Genomic DNA, 16,930 nt, shown 5'->3' with positions numbered 1-16,930 from the left:
CTGAACGCCTTCTTCACCTACACCGTCGTGCTGACCATGGGTTACACCTGGCAGACCGCACTGGGTGCGGTGTTCCTCTCGGGCGTGATCTTCTTCGGCCTGTCGATCTTCAAGATCCGCGAGTGGATCATCCACAGCATTCCGCTGGCCCTGCGCGCCGGCATTGCCGCGGGTATCGGCCTGTTCCTGGCGATCATCGCGCTGAAGAACGCCGGCATCGTCGTCGATAACCCGGCCACCCTGGTCGGCCTCGGCGACCTCAGCGCCGGCGGCCCGCTACTGGCCTGCCTGGGCTTCTTCCTGATCGCTGCGCTGGCCTACCGCCAGGTCACCGGCGCGGTGATGATCGGCATTCTGGTGGTCACCGGCCTGTCGATCCTGCTCGGTCTGTCGCAGCTCAACGGTGTGGTATCGATGCCGCCGTCGCTGGCGCCGACCTTCATGCAGCTGGACATCATGGGCGCGCTGGATATCGGCCTGATCAGCGTGATCTTCGCCTTCCTCTTCGTCGACCTGTTCGACACGTCCGGCACCCTGATCGGCGTCGCGCAGAAAGCCGATCTGCTGGACAAGGACGGCAAGATGCCGCGCCTGGGCCGCGCCCTGCTGGCCGACAGCACCGCGACCATGGCCGGCGCCGCGCTGGGCACCTCGACCACCACCAGCTACATCGAATCGGCCGCCGGTACCGCTGCCGGTGGCCGCACCGGCCTGACCGCCTGCGTGGTCGCCCTGCTGTTCCTGCTCAGCCTGTTCTTCGCCCCGCTGGCCGGTGCCGTGCCGGCCTATGCCACCGCACCGGCACTGCTGTTCGTCGCCGTGCTGATGATGAGCAGCCTGGCCGGCATCGACTGGGACGACCTCACCGTCGCCGCGCCGGTCGTGGTTGCCGCGCTGGCCATGCCGCTGACCTTCTCCATCGCCAACGGCATCGCCTTCGGCTTCATCGCCTGGACCGCGATCAAGCTGCTGGCCGGCCGCTGGCGCGAGCTGAGCCCGGCGATGTGGATTCTCTCGGCGCTGTTCGTGGTCAAGCTGGGCTGGTTCGCCGGCTGACGCTCCGTTAAAGGTGGATGGCGCTTTTTCATCCACCTTTCATCCGGCGACGGTGGATGGATGAAGCGTCAGCTGCGCGCCGCGATCCACCCTACGATTTACCTACCTTTCCAAGAGTCTTCATGAGCGCTCCGCAATTCGATCCCGCCACCTACGCCGCCCAACTCGCCGAGAAAGCCGCCCGGCTGGAGGAGCTGCTGGCACCGTTCGATGCACCGGCAGCGGAGGTCTTCGACTCGCCCCGCGAGCATTACCGCCTGCGCACCGAGTTTCGCCTGTGGCGCGAGGATGGCCAGCGCCATTACGCGATGTTCGAGCAGGGCGACAAGCACAAGGCGATCCTGATCGACGACTTCCCTATCGCCAGCCGGCGCATCAACGAGCTGATGCCGCAACTGAAGGCCGCCTGGCAGGCGTCGGAAGTGCTCAGCTTCAAGCTGTTCCAGGTCGAATTTCTCACCACCCTGGCCGGCGATGCGCTGATCACCCTCGCCTACCACCGCCCGCTGGACGAGGCCTGGCAGGCCGAAGCCGGGCAGCTTGCCGCCGACCTCGGCGTGAGCCTGGTCGGCCGCTCCAAGGGCAAGCGCATCGTCATCGGTCGCGATTACGTTGAAGAACAGCTGGTGGTCGCCGGCCGCAGCTTCCGCTACCGCCAGCCGGAGGGCGCCTTCACCCAGCCCAACGGCGAGGTCTGCCAGAAGATGCTGAACTGGGCCTTCGAGGTGCTCGGCGAGCGCGATGACGACCTGCTAGAGCTGTACTGCGGAAACGGCAACTTCACCCTGCCGCTGGCCACCCGCGTGCGCCGCGTGCTGGCCACCGAGATCAGCAAGACCTCGGTCAACGCCGCGCTGGCCAATATCGCCGACAACGGCATCGACAACATCGAGCTGGTGCGTCTCTCAGCCGAGGAGCTGACCCAGGCGCTGAACGAGGTGCGCCCGTTCCGCCGCCTGGCCCATATCGACCTGAAGCGCTACGACTTCGGCAGCATCTTCGTCGACCCGCCGCGCGCCGGCATGGACCCGGACACCTGCGAGCTGACCCGCCGCTTCGAGCGCATCCTCTACATCTCCTGCAACCCGGAGACCCTGGCGCAGAACATCGCCCAGCTGGCCGACACCCATCGCATCGAGCGCTGTGCGCTGTTCGACCAGTTCCCCTACACCCACCACATGGAGTCCGGGGTGCTGCTGGTTCGCAAATGATCGCCGAGTGAACGTCGGCCACCCGTCGACGTTCCACATCCGTAACCATTCAGCCGTTACGGAGGTGCAACCATGCTGGTCTTCGAGCCGATCTATACCGACGGCCTGGCGCAGATTTCCTACCTGATAGGCGACAGCAAGGCCGCGGTCGCCGCGGTGATCGACCCACGCCGCGACGTCGATGTCTATCTCGCCCTGGCCCGAGAGAAGGGCCTGCGCATCGCCTACGCCATCGAAACCCACATCCATGCCGACTTCGTCTCCGGCGCCCAGGCGCTGGCCGAACGCAGTGGTGCCGAGATCATCGGTGGCTGCTCGCCGGACTATGCCTTCGAGCTGCGCCAGGCGGCCGATGGCGAAGTGCTGGAGCTCGGCCAGGTCAGCCTGGAAATCATCTACTCGCCCGGCCACACGCCAGAACACATCTCGCTGCTGCTGCGCGACGGCCAGCAGGGCGATGAGCCGTTCGCGCTGTTCACCGGCGACACCCTGTTCAACCTCGACGTCGGCCGCCCCGACCTGCTCGGCGAAGACAGCACCAAACAGCTGGCCGCACAGCTCTATGCCACCCTCTTCACCCGCTACCTGCCATTGGGTGAACGCGTCGAGATCTACCCCTGTCACGGTGCGGGCTCGGCGTGCGGCAAGTCCATTGGCGACCGCCGGCGCTCCACACTGGGCAACGAGCTATTGTTCAATCCGGCACTCAACCAGCGGCGCAACGAAGCCGAATTCATCGACTGGCTGCTCAGCGGCATGCCCGAGCCGCCGCGTCACTACGCGCGCCTGAAGAAACTCAATGTGCGTTCGGCCACGCGCATGCACGGGCCGAACCTGCCGGCGCCGCTGTCGCCGCAAGAGTTCGCCGAACGAAGCGCCGACCACAGCGCCGTACAGCTGGTGGACCTGCGCTCGATCCTCGCCTTCGGCGGCGGCCATGTACCCGGCGCGCTGAACATCGCCCTGCAGAACGAATTCGTCAGCTGGGCCGGCTGGATGCTCGACGACCAGCGGCCGATCTATCTGATCGGCGAAAACAGCCAGCAGATCCACCAGGCCACGCTGCAGCTGTATCGGATCGGTCTCGATCGCGTGGCAGGCTATCTGCGCAACGGCATGACCGACTGGCAGAACGCCGGCCTGCCGCTGGCCAGCGTCGGCCAATGGACGGTGCACGAGCTGAACCGTCGTCGCGAGGATCCGCAGGTCCAGGTGCTCGACGTGCGCGCACCCGAGGAGGTCGAGCAAGGCCGCGTACCCGACGCCCACCACGCCTTCGTCGCCCATCTGCCCGAGGGGCTGGGGCGCCTGGACAAGGGCAGGACGGTGGCGACGTACTGCGGCAGCGGCTACCGCGCCTCGATCGCCGCCAGCATCCTCAAGCGCGAGGGCTTCCGTGATGTGGTGAACGTGCCAGGCTCATGGATCGCCTGGCAGCAGCATGATCTGCCGGTGGAAAAGCACTGAAGCGCATCCTCTCAGTACTCCACCTCCAGTCGCGCACTGGTCGGTACTGCCTGGCAGGCGAGCGTCCAGCCCTGGCGCACCTGCTGGTCGCTGAGCACCTGGTTGCTGCGCATGCGCACGCTGCCGTCCACCACCCGGCAGCGACAGGCTGCGCAGATGCCGGCGCGACAGGCGCTGGGCGGCTGCAGCCCGGCCTGCTCCATGGCATCCAGCAACACCTCGCCATGCGCCACATCCAGTGCATGCCGGTGACCGTCGAGCGCGACGTGCAGGCGGCTGCGCGCCGGCTGTAGCGGCTCGCTGAGCAGGACCGCCGGTTCCGGGGCGTCGAAGCGCTCGACATGGATGGACTCGCTCGCCACACCAGGCCCGGCGAGTGCCGCCGAGGCGCCCGCCATGAATGCCGGCGGCCCGCAGACGAACGCCTCGCCCAGCGGCCAGTCGGCGATCTTCGCAGCGATGGCCGGCCCGCTGGGCACCCCCTGCTCGGCATCCAGCCAGATGCGCAGCTGCAGACGTTCGGGGTAACGCTCGGCAAAGTCCGCCAGCTCCTCGGCGAAGATCAGTGATGCGGCGTCACGGCTGGCCTGGAACAGGAAGACCCGTCCACGCCCCTGCTCGAGCACCGCCTGGGCAATCGCTCGCAGCGGCGTGATGCCGCTGCCGGCGGCCAGCAAGAGCAGATCGCCGTCCAGATCATCCGGCACCAGGCGGCCCGCCGGTGGCAGCACGTCGATACGCTGGCCGATCTGCAGGTTGTCCGCCAGCCAGTTCGAGGCCCGCCCGCCGGCGACGCGCCGGACGCTGATACGCAGCACGCCATCGCTGCCGAGCGGCTTCGATAGCGAATAGCAGCGCAGCAGCGGCGGCTCCGCGCAGGGCACACGCAGGGTGACGAACTGCCCCGGTTGCGCGGCGAAGCGCTCACGCAGCTCCGGCGGCACCTGCAGGCTGAACGACAGCGTATCGCTCGCCTCGACCTGGCGCGCAGTCACCGCCAGCGCGGCAAATGCCGGCACGACGGACGCCGCAGCAGGCACCGGCTTAGCCGGCTGCGCCTCGGGTGCGGGCTGGCGTGGGCCACGCAGCATCGCCCAGGCGGTGGTACGGCGAAACAGCAGCACATAGCCGATATGCAGAGCGACCAGGGTCAGCGCCAGATTGGCGAAGAACTCGTGCACCTCCTCGGCATCACCCAGCCAGCCGACGAAATCGATGTCGCTGGCCGCCCCGAACAGATCCGGGCCGACACCCGGCAACGCCGCCAGCACATCGCCGTTATCCACCATGCCCAGGCCGAGCAGGCTGGCCAGCGCCAGACTGACCAACATGCCAAAGGTCAGCCAGCTGCCCAACGAAGTCAGACTCAGGTTGCGCCGCAGCATCGTTGCCGGCAGCAGATCGGGAAAACCGCGCAGACGCAGCGGTGCGATCAGCACGCGCAGCACCAGCAGGGCGACCAGGCCGTAGCCCAGCCAGACGTGCAGCAGCTCGGCGTCGTCGCCGCTCAGGTAGGCAGCGACAAAGAAACCGGCGAGCAGCCAGTGAAACAGGCGGAAGCGCTTGAAGGCAGCCACGATGGCATCCTCTGGATGGGAAGTGCTGTCTTTTTAAGCCTTCCAGCTGAAGCGAAACTGAATGCCATCAAGCTGCCATATTCAGCTTCGCGTAAGGCGCCCGGCCTAGGCTGCGCTCATTCCACACTGGAGCGTGCCCCCATGAAAAACCACTGGATCGTCCTGGCCTGCTGCCTGAGCCTGCCCGCACTGGCCGAAACCGAACACCCGCTGCTGCCCGGCTACGCCGCCCAGGCCCGCCTGGAAAATCCGGCCTTCGCCGGCTTTTCTGCCGAGCGCGGTCAGGCGCTGTACGTCGCCGAGGAGCAGCGCGCCGACAAGACCATGAGCTGCACCACCTGCCACACCGCCGACCCGCGCAAGGCCGGCAAGACGCCCGCGCACCGCAAGGTCGAGCCGTTGGCACCGGTGGCCAACCCCGAGCGCTTCAGCGATGCGCAGAAGGTGGAGAAATGGTTTCGTCGCAACTGTGACGACGTGTTTGCCCGCGAGTGCACGGCGCAGGAAAAGGGTGACTTCATCACCTGGATCAGCGGACTGCAGTAGGAGCACACCCCATGAAACGCATCCACTGTCACCGGGTTGGCCCTGGCGCTGAGCCTTGCCGGCTTCAGCCTGGCCGATGACGACGAGCATCACGAGCGCCAGGGCTACAAGCGGCCCAAGCGCCTGGCGGTGCCCAGCGATGCGCCGCTGGTGTGGCGGGAGGAATGCGCCGCCTGCCACATGCTCTACGCCCCGGGCCTGCTGCCCGCCGATGCCTGGCGCGAGCAGATGCGCACGCTGGCCGATCACTACGGCAGCAACGCCTCGCTGGACCCGCTGCAGGAACAGGAGATCCTCGACTTCCTGGTCCGCGCGCCAGCCGCCAACCGACTGCCGACAGAGCCCTCGCCGACCGCCGGCGAGCCACCGCGCATCAGCCAGACCCGCTGGTTCGAGCGCAAGCACGACGAAGTCAGCGCGGCCAAGTTCGCCCGCGAATCGGTCGGCGGGCGCTTCAACTGCGTGGCCTGCCACCGCGACGCAGAACGCGGCGACTTCGATGACGACCGCGTGAAGATCCCGCGCTGAGCGATGACCTGCGCGGCCAGGACTCGGCATTCCTGAGCCACGCTGGCGCGCTCAACCCTCCCGGGGTCCGGGCGTGCCCTGCGCAGGAACGGCCGGTTTGCTGTCTCCCTCGGCGCGCGCCAGGGTCCCGCGGCTTGACTCCTCCCGCTCGCGATCACCGGCGGTATTGGCCAGCAGGCTTGCGGTAGCGATCTGCAGGTAGGCCTGCAGCTGGCGTAGCAACGGCGCTGTGCTGTGGGCATCCTCGATGCGCTCGGCCGCGGTATTGGCACCCAGGCTATAGCGGTACAGTCGCGGTTCGAGATCCCTGGGCTGCACCAGAATCCGATCGCCGCGGATCATCGCCACGGTCTGGTCGCTGCCCGAGGGCTTGATGATGCCGAAACCCGGGTCACGCTCGTCCAGTGCCAGCAGGTCGCGACCCCAGCACTGATGGCGCACCTCGCCACCGAGGCGGCCCATGATGGTCGGCACCACGTCGACCTGGGTACCCACCACTTCGCGCCGGCTGCCGAACTCTTCGGTGAGGCCCGGCGCGATCAGCAGCAGCGGCACGTGGAAGCGGAAAAGGTCCATCTCGGTGAGCTGCTCCGGCGCACCGAAACCATGGTCGCCGACCACCACGAACAGGGTGTCCTTGTACCAGGGCTGGCGCTTGGCTTGCTCGAAGAAGCGACCCAGCGCCCAGTCGGAATAGCGCATGGCGGTCAGGTGCGCATCCTGCGAGCCATGCCCGCTGACCGCCGGCACCGGCAGCGGCTCCGGCAGCGCATAGGGCGTGTGGTTGGACAGCGTCTGCAGCAGCGCATAGAAGGGTTCGTCCGCTGGCAGGGAGCCGAGCTCCTGCACCGCGCGGTCGAACATGTCCTGGTCGGATACGCCCCAGGTCGGGTCCGCCACCACGGGGTCGACATAGTCGCTACGCCCGACGAAGCGGGTCATGCCCTGGTTGCCGAAGAACCCGGCCTGGTTGTCCCAGGCGAAATCGCCGTTGTAGACGTAGACGTCGTTGAACGCCCGGGCGCTGAGCAGCTGCGGCAGCCCGGAGAAGCGGTTGCCGCCTTCCGGTGACTGCATCAGGTACTCGAAGCCCGGCAGATTGGGAAAGCACGCCATGCTGGCGAACATGCCCTGGTGGGTGTGGGTGCCGTTGGCGAAGAAGCGCTCGAATAGCAGGCCCTCGCCAGCCAGGCGGTCGAAGTTGGGCGTGATGCCGTCGCGGCTGCCCAGCGCACCGACATAGCGCCCGGCAAAGCTCTCCATCAGGATCACCACCACGTTGCGCACCGGCAGGCGACCGGCCTCCGGCGCCCAATAGTCGCGGCGCACGGCGGCCAGCTCCGGGTCGGCCAGCCGGTCATTGCCGGTCAGCAACAGCTCGCGGGTCACCGCCAGTGCGTCGTCCTCGGGCAGCACCGCCTTCCAGGCGTTGTCGCGATGATCGGAATAGCGGTTCTTCGCCGCCTCATAGAGCGTCAGCGCCGGATTAAGGCCGAGCTGGTTGATGAACACCGAATCGGTGGTGAAGGCATCGCCCCAGCGCAGCGGCGGCCCCTGGCGCAGGGTGCCGCGGGCGGCGACCACGCTGATCAGTACCAGCACCAGCAGCGTGGCGCCACGCCAGTGCCAGGCCAGCGGCGGACGAGTTGGCGAGCGGCGCATCTGGCTGACGCCGCACGGCCGGCAGCGACCGTCGAGCCAGCCAAACAGCAGCGACCAGAGCAACGTCAGCCCTGCCCAGACACTCAGCAGCTTCACCACCGCAAAGCCGTGCCAGAGCATGCTGAGCACCGTCGCCGGGTCTTCGGCGAGATACTGGAAGACCAGCGCGTTCAGCCGCTGATGAAATTCCTGATAGAAGTTCAGCTCGATCATGCCGAGCAGGATCGCCAGGCTGGCGCAGGCGCCGAGCCAGATCCGCTGCAACCTGCGCGCCGCCATCGCGCGCGGGCTCAGCACCGCCAGTGACAGCGGCACAAGCATGTAGACCAGCACGCGCAGGTCGAAGCGCAGACCGTTGCCGAAGCCTTCGAGCACCGTAGCGGACGAGGCGTCGCCGAGCAGCTCACGGTTGTACAGCAACAGCGCCAGGCGCAGCAGGGCAAACAGCGCCAGCAGCGCGAGGGCACTGCCGGTGGTGAACAGCAGGTGCTGGCGCAGACCGGGCTGGCCAGCCTGCGCGCGAGCGGTTCCATCGATCATCGGGACATTCCTTGGTGAAACGGAAGGGAGCTCACAGCAGGATCACCGCCCAGACCAGGGCAAGCAGACACAGCGCCAGCAGTTGCGCGGCGCTGCCCATGTCCTTTGCCTGTTTGGAAAGTGGATGCAGCTCGTAGGAGATACGGTCGATAGCGGCCTCGATCGCCGAATTGAGCAGCTCGACGATCAACGCCAGCAGCACCCCGGCGATCAGCACGGCACGCTCGATGCGGCTGACGTCGAGCAGCAACGCCAGCGGCAGCAGCAAAAAGCTCAGCCACACCAGCTGGCGGAACGCTGCCTCGCCCGCGTAGGCGGCGCGCAAACCCGCCAGCGAGTAACCGCAGGCGTGCCAGATACGCGCCACACCGCTGCGACCCTTGAGGGTCGTGCCATCGATCACCGCACTGGTCGGTTCAGATGACATCGCAGCGCACCCGGCTGAACGCCGCATGGGCGGCCAGCAGTCGCTGCCAGTCCTGCTCCGGCATCGTCTGCCGATGGCGCTTGAGCTGGCGCAGGTCATGCCGTGCCGCCGCGCTGCGGCGCAGACGACGGCGACTCTTTTCCAGGTCGAGCAGCGCCACCTCCACCCAGGCCGCCGAGCCCTCACCATGAACCTTCAGAAAGATGTGCTTGGGGTAGCAGCAGCCATGCTGCCAGCGCGCCTGATGGATACGCCCGAGGGTGCTGCCGACCGCCTCGAGCATGCGCCCCTGCAGGGTGTCGCCGTAGTAGGCGGGCATCTCCTCGCCGTACCAGTCCTCCAGGCTGACAAAGCCGTCCAGCGCCTTCGTCACCAGCAGAGCCTGCCACCGCCCGGCCTGCTGCCGGGTACCGCAATAGATCAGCTCCGGTACCCCTACGCCGAGATCGCGCATGGCCTGCAGCGCGTGCCGCTCACGCAACGCCGTCGGCCGGCCGAACGGATGGAGCAGCGAGCGGTACAGGTGGCCGATCTGGCGTTTGCAGTACAACGGCGGCTGTTGTGCGTCGCGCAGCCGGATGCGCTGCACCCCGCTTTCACCGTCACGCCGGCGATTGGGCTCCTCGACCCATTCGCCTTGAGTATCCCACCAGCGCTGAAAGGTGCTGGTGCGCGGCTCACGGGCGGGCAGTACGAGAGGACGATTCATGCTCACCCCCGCTTGCGCAGCACGTAGACCCGCCACATGGCGTAGCCCGGGAGGAAATCGCTGCGGTCGAGGATGTCGAAGCCGGCCTCGGCGAATTCCGCCTCGATCACCGAGCGGGCGACGACGAAGCGGTTCTGGTTGTCCTTGGCCGGCCGCCGACGCTCCAGGCGCTTGCGCTTCCACGCCTTGTAGTTGCCATCGACCCACAGCGAGACGATCAGCGTGTCGCGCGTGACGCGATGGAATTCGCGCAGCATCGCCAGGCGATGCGCCGGGTCGGCGATGTGGTGCAGCAGGCGCATGCAGAAGATGTTGTCGACCGCGTTGTCGCCCATGTCGATGGCAAACGCCGACGTCTGGAAGCTCTCCACGCGCTTGAGCACGTCCAGCGGCTGCGCCGACTCGGCGATCGCCAGCATGTCGGCGGAGTTGTCCGCGGCGAAGATCATCCGGCTCGGGTGTTCGGCCAGCAGCGGCCAGAAGCGCCCGGCGCCACAGGGCAGGTCGAGCACCAGATCGGGGTCGCCGGCAATCTTCAGTGCGCGGCGCGCCATCTGCTCGTCACGCCAGTGCGACAGCCGGCGGGCCAGCCCGTCCTGGTGCTTGTGCAGGTATTCGTAGGCGTGCTGGCGGTCGTACTTGCGCGAGAACTCCAGTTCGATAGGGCTCGATGTCGTCATGGCGGGCACTCCTGTAGGAAACGGAACGCCAAACTAGCGAGACGGACATCAAGGCTCTGTCAAATGGATGTGAAAAAAACGTCAAGCGGCGCCGGGCTGAAGTCGCACCTCAAAGCAGCTGCCCTGCGGTTGCCGTGGTGTAACCCCAACGTCCCAGCCCTGGTGCGCACAGATCCGCTTGACCAGCGACAGCCCCAGCCCCAGCCCCTCACCGCGTTCCTCGGCACCGCGCACGAACGGCTGGAACATGCGTTCCTGTTCCGCCAGCGGGATGCCCACGCCGCTGTCCTCGACGCGAAAGCCACCACTACCCAGGATCAAGCGAACCGTGCCGCGGTCGGTGTAATGCAGCGCGTTGCGCAACAGATTGGACATCACCGCGCCAAGCAGCGTGTGGTTGTAGACGGCTGAATCCTCTTCCTCGACCTGCAGCTCGAAGGCCAGGCCCTTTTCCGCCAGCAGCGGTGCCCAACGCTCGCTCTGCTCGGCTGCGACGCTCTTCAGGCTGGTATTTCCGGCGAAGGAGGCCTGCTGTGGGCGTGCCCGCGCCAGCATCAGGAAGGTTTCCACCAGATCCTGCATCTCCTCCGCAGCGCGATGGATGCGCGCCGCCTGACGCTGTGCCCGCGGCGGCAGCTCGGCCTGCTCGAGCAGCTCGCAGGCGCCGAGCACCACCATCAGTGGCGTGCGCAGCTCATGGCTGACATCGGCGGTGAACAGCCGCTCGCGCTCCAGGGTCTGGCGCAGCTGGCCGAGGGTGCTGTCGAACGCCGCCGCCAGGTGACCCACTTCATCGTCCGGATACTGCAGGGCCAGTGGCGGCGCCAGCGGGTGCAGCTGGTCGCGATGACGTACCTGATTGGCCAGGCGGCTGACCGGCGCCATCACCCGATTGGCCATCAACCGCCCAAGCAGCCAGGCACCCACCACGCTGAGCAGGAAGCCCGCCAGCACTACATTGAACAGCGCATTCTCACGCGCCTCGAACTCGTGCTGCTCCTGCACCAGTACGTAGCGGTTGTCACCGATGTCGCGCACATAGACGTAATAGGCCTCGTCGTCGCGCACCAGCTCGGTGAAGCCTTCGGCGAGCGCAGCAAACACCTCGGGCATCGGATGTTCGGGCAGGTGCGAGGCAAAGAAATGCGTACTCGCGTCCAGCTGCGGCGACCGTCCAGCCGGCAGGTCTTCGTTGAGCACGATGTCCAGGTCACGGCTCAGCTCCTCGGTGACCAGCTGCTCCTCGATGAAGTGCACGACACCGACGATGCCGAGCGCAAAGGCACCGCTGACCACCAGCGTGGTCAGGGTGAAGGCGATGACGATCCGCCGCGCCAGCGGTTGCTTAGCGAGCATCGCTGTCCTCCGCCAGGCGGAAGCCGACACCATGCACCGTGTGCAACAACGGCCGGTCGAATGGCTTGTCGAGCACCTGGCGCAGCTGGTGGATGTGACTGCGCAGAGCATCGCTGTCCGGCGCGTGATCACCCCAAAGGGCCTCTTCCAGCGCTTCGCGGCGCACCACCGCCGGGCTGCGCTGCATGAGGATGGCCAGCAGCTTGTGGCCGATCGGATTGAGGCGAATGGGCTGGCCGGCGCGGCTGGCTTCCAGCGTATCCAGGTCGTAGCAGAGATCCGCGACCTGTAGCTGGCGTTTGCGCGAACCCTGACAGCGCCGCAGGATGGCCTCGATTCGCGCCACCAGCTCGGACAACGCGAACGGCTTGATCAGATAGTCGTCGGCACCGGCGCTCAACCCCTGCAGCCGGTCGGCCAGGGCATCGCGGGCGGTGAGCATGATGATCGGCGTATCGCGTCGGGCATCCTCGCGCAGGCGCTTGCACACCTGATAGCCATCGATACCCGGCAGCATGATATCCAGCACGATCAGGTCGTACTCCTGGGTCGCGGCCAGGTGCAGGCCGCTCAGCCCGTCCTGTGCACAGTCGACCACATAGCCCTTGAGTTCGAGGTAATCCAGCACGTTGGCCAGGATGTCGCGGTTGTCTTCGATGACCAGAATGCGCATCGCTCGGGTACTCGCAGAATGATTCGAAACGCTGTGGCGGACAGTATTGCGCCTGCGCGCGGGGCGGAACATAGCCGAAACGATGTGAAAAAAACGTCGCCTCGCGGGTTAGCCATTGCAGCGCCTCGGACTTAAGACTGCCTTAAGCATGTCGTCCAACAATCACCCCAGGCTTCTAACCGAGGTTCCCCGATGGAACTGCCCTGGGTTGATCAAACTGACGTACTGGCACGTATCGGCCGTGAGCCGGCGCTGACCCTGCAACTGGCGCAGGCCGATGCCGGTGAGCGGCGCGCGGCGCTGGAAGGCTTCATCCGTCAACGCTTCGCCGAACACTATCAGGCACGGGTGCGGCACTTCATGCCCTGCCTGCTGGGCCTGCATGACCAGAACGGCGAGGTGCAGGGCGCGGTCGGGCTGCGCAGTGCCCAGCGCCGGCCGCTGTTTCTCGAGCGTTATCTGGATGAGCCGATCGAGCGGGCTGTCAGCCAGCGCTGCGGCCTGGAAGTGACCCGCACGGAGATTGTCGAAGTCGGCAATCTGGCCGCTTTCGGCAATGCCTCGGCGCGGCTGCTGATCGTTGCCCTGACCGATCTGCTGGTTGCTCAGGGCTTTCGCTGGGTGGTGTTCACCGGCACGTCGGCCCTGCTCAACAGCTTCCAGCGACTGGCCCTGGAGCCGTTGCCGCTCGGCCTGGCAGACCCGACACGGATGGGCGATGAGCTGGCCGACTGGGGCAGCTACTACGCCAGTCGGCCGCAGCTGATGGCCGGCGAGATCCTGCCCGGCCACCAGCGCCTGCTGCAACTTGGCATCTACGCCCGACTCGGCTACCAGCCGTTGTTCGATGCCTCGCAGGTGCCCCATGCAGCCTGCAGCTGAACGCTTCTGGGCAACCCTGGAACAGCACAGTGGCATCGCCCTGAGCGAGGGGCCGCGCCAGCTGAGCTATGCCGAGCTGCACCACGAGGTCGCGACCCGTGCCAGTCAGCTGCAACAGCTCGGCGTGCAGCGCGTCGCCCTGGCGCTGGACAACGGCCTGGACTGGGCGCTTTGGGATCTGGCCCTGCTGCGCACCGGGCTGGTCTGCGTGCCGCTGCCGGGTTTCTTTTCTCCGGCGCAGCAGGAGCATGTACTGAAACACGCCGGCATCGACTGCCTGATCGGCACGCCAGGCGCGCTTGCCGAGCGTTGCGGCTTCCGACCGGCTGAAGCCGGCCTGCTGCTGCGCCAGCCGCAGACAGTCATGCCGGTGCCGGCCGGCACCTGCAAGATCACCTACACCTCCGGCACCACCGGCCAGCCCAAGGGCGTCTGCCTGGATGCCGAGGCGCAGCTGGCGGTGGCCGAGAGCCTGTGGCAGGCCAGCCTGCCCTGTGATGTCCGGCAACACCTGTGCGTGCTGCCGCTGGCCACCCTGCTGGAGAACATCGCCGGGCTCTATGCGCCGTTGCTGGCGGGGGCACGGATCGACTTGCGCCCGCTGGCCGAGATCGGCTTCAGCGGCGCCGCAGGTTTCGAGCTGCCGCGCTTTCTCGCGACGCTGAACGAGAACCGGCCGCACAGCCTGATTCTGCTGCCGCAGCTGCTGCTGGCGCTGGTCAGCGCCGCCGAACAGGGCGTAGCGCTGCCGACTTCGCTGCGCTTCATCGCCGTGGGTGGCGGCCGGGTAGCGCCGCAGCTGCTGGAACGCGCCGAGCGGCTCGGGCTGCCGGTGTTCGAGGGCTACGGCTTGTCCGAATGCGCCTCGGTGGTCTGCCTGAACACGCCCGAAGCACGGCGCATCGGCACGGTCGGCCGGCCGCTGGCGCACGTCGAGTTGCGCCTGGCCGATGACGGCGAGGTGCTGGTCAGGGGCTCGCGCATGCTGGGCTACCTCGGCGAACCGCCGCTTACCGAAGAGTGGCTGCCAACCGGTGACCTCGGCCATTTCGAGGGCGGCTTCCTGGTCCTGCACGGGCGCAAGAAGCACCAGTTCGTCACCGCCTACGGGCGCAACGTCAACCCCGAGTGGGTGGAGGCCGAGCTGGTCCAGCAGGCGCCGATCGCCCAGGCCTGGCTGCATGGCGAGGCCCTGGCGCAGAACGTCGCGGTGCTGGTGCCGCGGTATCCCGAACTCAGCGATGCCCGGCTGCAGGCGGCAATCGACCGGGTCAACGCCGGCCTGCCGGACTACGCCCGCGTGCACCGCTGGCTGCGTGCCGACGCTCCTTTCGCTGCCGGCAACGGCCTGGCCACCGCCAACGGCCGGCTGCGCCGCAACGCCCTCTTCAAGCATTACCAATCGGCGATCAACGCCCTTCAGCCCTGACTTTCGAGGTTCACCATGGAATTCTTCGACCAGCTGCAACATCAGACCAACACCGAACGCGAATACCTGCTGGCCGCGCCGATCATTCATTGCGCGCTCGCCGGCACCGCCAGCCGCGCGCAGTACATCGCCTTCCTCACCCAGGCCTATCACCACGTCAAGCACACCGTGCCGCTGCTGATGGCCTGCGGCGCGCGCCTGCCGGAACGGCTGGAATGGCTGCGCGAGGCGATCGCCGAATACATCGAGGAAGAGATCGGCCACCAGGAATGGATCCTCAACGACATCCGCGCCTGTGGCGGTGACGCCGAGGCGGTGCGCCATGGCCAGCCTGCCCTGCCCACCGAGCTGATGGTCGCCTACGTCTACGACCGCATCGCGCGGCACAATCCGGCGAGCTTCTTCGGCATGGTCAACGTGCTGGAGGGCACCAGCATCAGCCTGGCCACCCAGGCCGCCGGCGTGCTGCAGGACAAGCTGGACCTGCCGGCCAAGGCGTTCAGCTACCTGAGTTCCCACGGCAGCCTGGATCTGGAACACATCGAGTTCTTCAAGCGCCTGATGAACCGCCTCGATAACGAGGACGACAAGGCCGCCGTGGTGCACACCGCACGGGTGGTCTACCGCCTCTACGGCGACATCTTCCGCAGCCTGACCGCGGCGGAGCACGACCATGCAGCTGCGTGACGCGCGCATCCTGCTCACCGGCGCCAGCGGTGGCATCGGTCAGGTGCTGGTCGAGCAGCTCTGCGCCGGCGAAGCCCGGCTGCTGCTGGTCGGCCGCGACAGCCTCGCCCTAGAAGCGCTTGCACGCCGCTATCCGGGCCAGATCAGTCTGGTCTGCGCCGACCTCTCCCAGCGCAGCGGGCGGCAAACGGTGCTCGCCGCCGCACGCCGCTTCGGCGCGCTCAACTGCGTGATCAACGCCGCCGGGGTCAATCAGTTCAGCCTGCTCGAACAGCAGGACGAGGACGCCATCGCCCGGCTGATCGGCGTCAACGTCACCGCCACCCTGCAGTTGACCCACCTGCTGCTGCCCTTGCTGCGCCAGCAGCCGCGAGCGCTGCTGGTCAATCTCGGTTCGACCTTCGGCTCCATCGGCTACCCGGGCTTCACCGCCTACTGCGCCAGCAAGTTCGCCTTGCGCGGCTTCTCCGAGGCGCTGCGCCGCGAGCTGGCCGACAGCCAGATCAAGGTGCTCTATATCGCGCCGCGCGCCACCCGTACGGCGATGAACAGCGCCGACGTGGTAGCGATGAACGACGAGCTGAAGGTGGAGATGGATGATCCGCAAGAGGTCGCCCGGCAGATCGTCCATGCCATCACCGCCGAGCGAGAGGAGTTCTATCTCGGCTGGCCGGAAAAACTCTTCGTGCGCCTCAACGGCGTGCTGCCGCGGCTGGTCGACCAGGCGCTGCGCAAGCAATTGCCGGTGATCAAGCGCTTTGCCCGTGCCGAACAGCCACCCGCACCGCAACCCACCGCTCCCGGAGAACGCCCATGAAGCCTCTGTTAGGCCTTTGCGCCCTGATGCTGGCCCTGGCCAGCCAGCCCTCCTTCGCTCTCAGCCCGGCCGGCGAGTCGTCGCTGCGTCAGATCCAGACGCGCTGGGCCGAGATCAACTACCAGACGCCCGAGGCCCAGCGCGAAACCGCCTTCGCCAGGCTCGCCTCGGAGGCCGAAAGCGCGGTGATCGGCGAACCGCAGGCCGCCGAACTGCATATCTGGCACGGCATCGTGCTCAGCACCTGGGCTGGCGCCAAAGGCGGACTCGGCGCGCTGGGGCTGGTCAAGCAGGCCAAGGCCGAACTGGAAAAGGCCATCGAGCTCGACCCGGCGGCACTCGACGGTTCGGCCTACACCAGCCTCGCCAGTCTCTACTACCAGGTGCCCGGCTGGCCGATCGGCTTCGGCGACGAAGACAAGGCCGAGGCGCTGTTCAAACAGGCGCTGGCGCTGAACCCGGACGGCATCGACCCCAACTATTTCCACGGTGACTTTCTGCTGCGCCAGAAGCGCTATGGCGAGGCGCAGGCCGCGCTGCAGAAGGCCCTCGCCGCACCCAATCGCCCCGGCTGTGAAGTGGCCGATGCCGGCCGCCGCGACGAAGCCCGCGCGCTGCTCGCCAAGGTCAAGGAAAAGCTGGAATAACCCTGAGCGGCGGCGTTGAATGCACAGCAATGCCGC

At 67.1% G+C, this 16,930-nt stretch carries 17 protein-coding genes; 10 read left to right on the top strand and 7 right to left on the bottom strand.

Annotation, left to right across the window (positions count from 1 at the left end; genetic code table 11):
- The 3 genes from EA798_RS19865 to EA798_RS19855 form a co-directional block, all read left to right on the top strand.
- Positions 1 to 1,056: NCS2 family permease (locus tag EA798_RS19865; RefSeq protein ID WP_147456791.1), on the top strand; the 1,056-nt coding region annotated here is incomplete at its 5' end.
- Between the two features lie 122 nt (positions 1,057 to 1,178).
- The gene (trmA, locus tag EA798_RS19860; protein ID WP_122100055.1) at positions 1,179 to 2,267 is read left to right on the top strand and encodes a tRNA (uridine(54)-C5)-methyltransferase TrmA; all 1,089 of its coding nucleotides are present in this window, start codon (positions 1,179 to 1,181) and stop codon (positions 2,265 to 2,267) included.
- A gap of 72 nt (positions 2,268 to 2,339) precedes the next feature.
- On the top strand, positions 2,340 to 3,734 hold the full coding sequence (locus tag EA798_RS19855; RefSeq protein WP_122100054.1) for an MBL fold metallo-hydrolase: 1,395 nt from the start codon (positions 2,340 to 2,342) through the stop codon (positions 3,732 to 3,734).
- Between the two features lie 11 nt (positions 3,735 to 3,745).
- Here EA798_RS19855 and EA798_RS19850 read toward each other — a convergent pair whose 3' ends face one another.
- Entirely contained in the window at positions 3,746 to 5,311 is a 1,566-nt protein-coding gene (locus EA798_RS19850; protein ID WP_122100053.1) for a 2Fe-2S iron-sulfur cluster-binding protein, read from the bottom strand.
- Positions 5,312 to 5,452: 141 nt separating this feature from the next.
- Here EA798_RS19850 and EA798_RS19845 point away from each other — a divergent pair, with 141 nt between their 5' ends.
- Both EA798_RS19845 and EA798_RS19840 read left to right on the top strand, forming a co-directional pair.
- Entirely contained in the window at positions 5,453 to 5,857 is a 405-nt protein-coding gene (locus tag EA798_RS19845; protein ID WP_122100052.1) for a DUF1924 domain-containing protein, read from the top strand.
- Positions 5,858 to 5,893: 36 nt separating this feature from the next.
- Positions 5,894 to 6,385 carry a diheme cytochrome c gene (locus EA798_RS19840; protein ID WP_122100051.1) on the top strand — a complete coding sequence of 164 codons (492 nt, stop codon included), beginning with the start codon at positions 5,894 to 5,896 and terminating at the stop codon, positions 6,383 to 6,385.
- A 51-nt stretch (positions 6,386 to 6,436) separates the two neighbouring features.
- Here the strand turns inward: EA798_RS19840 and EA798_RS19835 are convergent, their stop codons facing one another.
- The 6 genes from EA798_RS19835 to EA798_RS19810 all read right to left on the bottom strand — a co-directional run bounded on the left by EA798_RS19835 (position 6,437) and on the right by EA798_RS19810 (position 12,432).
- Positions 6,437 to 8,587, bottom strand: coding sequence for an LTA synthase family protein (locus EA798_RS19835; protein ID WP_122100050.1), 2,151 nt, complete (start codon positions 8,585 to 8,587; stop codon positions 6,437 to 6,439).
- A 31-nt stretch (positions 8,588 to 8,618) separates the two neighbouring features.
- Positions 8,619 to 9,014 (bottom strand): diacylglycerol kinase, encoded by a 396-nt coding sequence (locus EA798_RS19830; protein ID WP_122100049.1) that lies wholly within the window; start codon positions 9,012 to 9,014, stop codon positions 8,619 to 8,621.
- Positions 9,004 to 9,723 (bottom strand): lipopolysaccharide kinase InaA family protein, encoded by a 720-nt coding sequence (locus EA798_RS19825; RefSeq protein WP_122100048.1) that lies wholly within the window; start codon positions 9,721 to 9,723, stop codon positions 9,004 to 9,006. The genes EA798_RS19830 and EA798_RS19825 overlap by 11 nt, the downstream gene beginning before the upstream one ends.
- Positions 9,724 to 9,725: 2 nt before the next feature.
- The gene (locus tag EA798_RS19820) at positions 9,726 to 10,403 is read right to left on the bottom strand and encodes a class I SAM-dependent methyltransferase (RefSeq protein ID WP_106155833.1); all 678 of its coding nucleotides are present in this window, start codon (positions 10,401 to 10,403) and stop codon (positions 9,726 to 9,728) included.
- An 81-nt stretch (positions 10,404 to 10,484) separates the two neighbouring features.
- Positions 10,485 to 11,759: a sensor histidine kinase gene (locus EA798_RS19815; RefSeq protein WP_106155834.1), complete on the bottom strand. Its 1,275-nt coding sequence runs from the start codon at positions 11,757 to 11,759 to the stop codon at positions 10,485 to 10,487.
- Entirely contained in the window at positions 11,749 to 12,432 is a 684-nt protein-coding gene (locus EA798_RS19810; RefSeq protein WP_106155835.1) for a response regulator transcription factor, read from the bottom strand. Before EA798_RS19810 ends, EA798_RS19815 begins: the two co-directional genes overlap by 11 nt.
- A gap of 192 nt (positions 12,433 to 12,624) precedes the next feature.
- Here EA798_RS19810 and EA798_RS19805 point away from each other — a divergent pair, with 192 nt between their 5' ends.
- The 5 genes from EA798_RS19805 to EA798_RS19785 are packed head-to-tail and all read left to right on the top strand — an operon-like array spanning position 12,625 to position 16,894.
- Positions 12,625 to 13,314: a thermostable hemolysin gene (locus EA798_RS19805; RefSeq protein ID WP_106155836.1), complete on the top strand. Its 690-nt coding sequence runs from the start codon at positions 12,625 to 12,627 to the stop codon at positions 13,312 to 13,314.
- Positions 13,298 to 14,743 carry an AMP-binding protein gene (locus EA798_RS19800; protein WP_122100047.1) on the top strand — a complete coding sequence of 482 codons (1,446 nt, stop codon included), beginning with the start codon at positions 13,298 to 13,300 and terminating at the stop codon, positions 14,741 to 14,743. Before EA798_RS19805 ends, EA798_RS19800 begins: the two co-directional genes overlap by 17 nt.
- A 15-nt stretch (positions 14,744 to 14,758) precedes the next feature.
- Positions 14,759 to 15,430 (top strand): iron-containing redox enzyme family protein, encoded by a 672-nt coding sequence (locus EA798_RS19795; protein ID WP_122100046.1) that lies wholly within the window; start codon positions 14,759 to 14,761, stop codon positions 15,428 to 15,430.
- Positions 15,417 to 16,247, top strand: coding sequence for an SDR family oxidoreductase (locus EA798_RS19790; RefSeq protein ID WP_122100045.1), 831 nt, complete (start codon positions 15,417 to 15,419; stop codon positions 16,245 to 16,247). Before EA798_RS19795 ends, EA798_RS19790 begins: the two co-directional genes overlap by 14 nt.
- A complete protein-coding gene (locus EA798_RS19785) occupies positions 16,244 to 16,894 on the top strand; it encodes a tetratricopeptide repeat protein (protein WP_122100044.1) in 651 nt (216 codons plus the stop codon). The genes EA798_RS19790 and EA798_RS19785 overlap by 4 nt, the downstream gene beginning before the upstream one ends.
- Positions 16,895 to 16,930: the final 36 nt, after the last annotated feature.

The sequence above is a fragment of the Pseudomonas songnenensis genome (assembly GCF_003696315.1).
Taxonomy (GTDB): Bacteria; Pseudomonadota; Gammaproteobacteria; order Pseudomonadales; family Pseudomonadaceae; genus Stutzerimonas; species Stutzerimonas songnenensis.
Note: the sequence above shows the minus strand (reverse complement) of the source record. Positions and strands in the feature narration are given on the sequence as shown.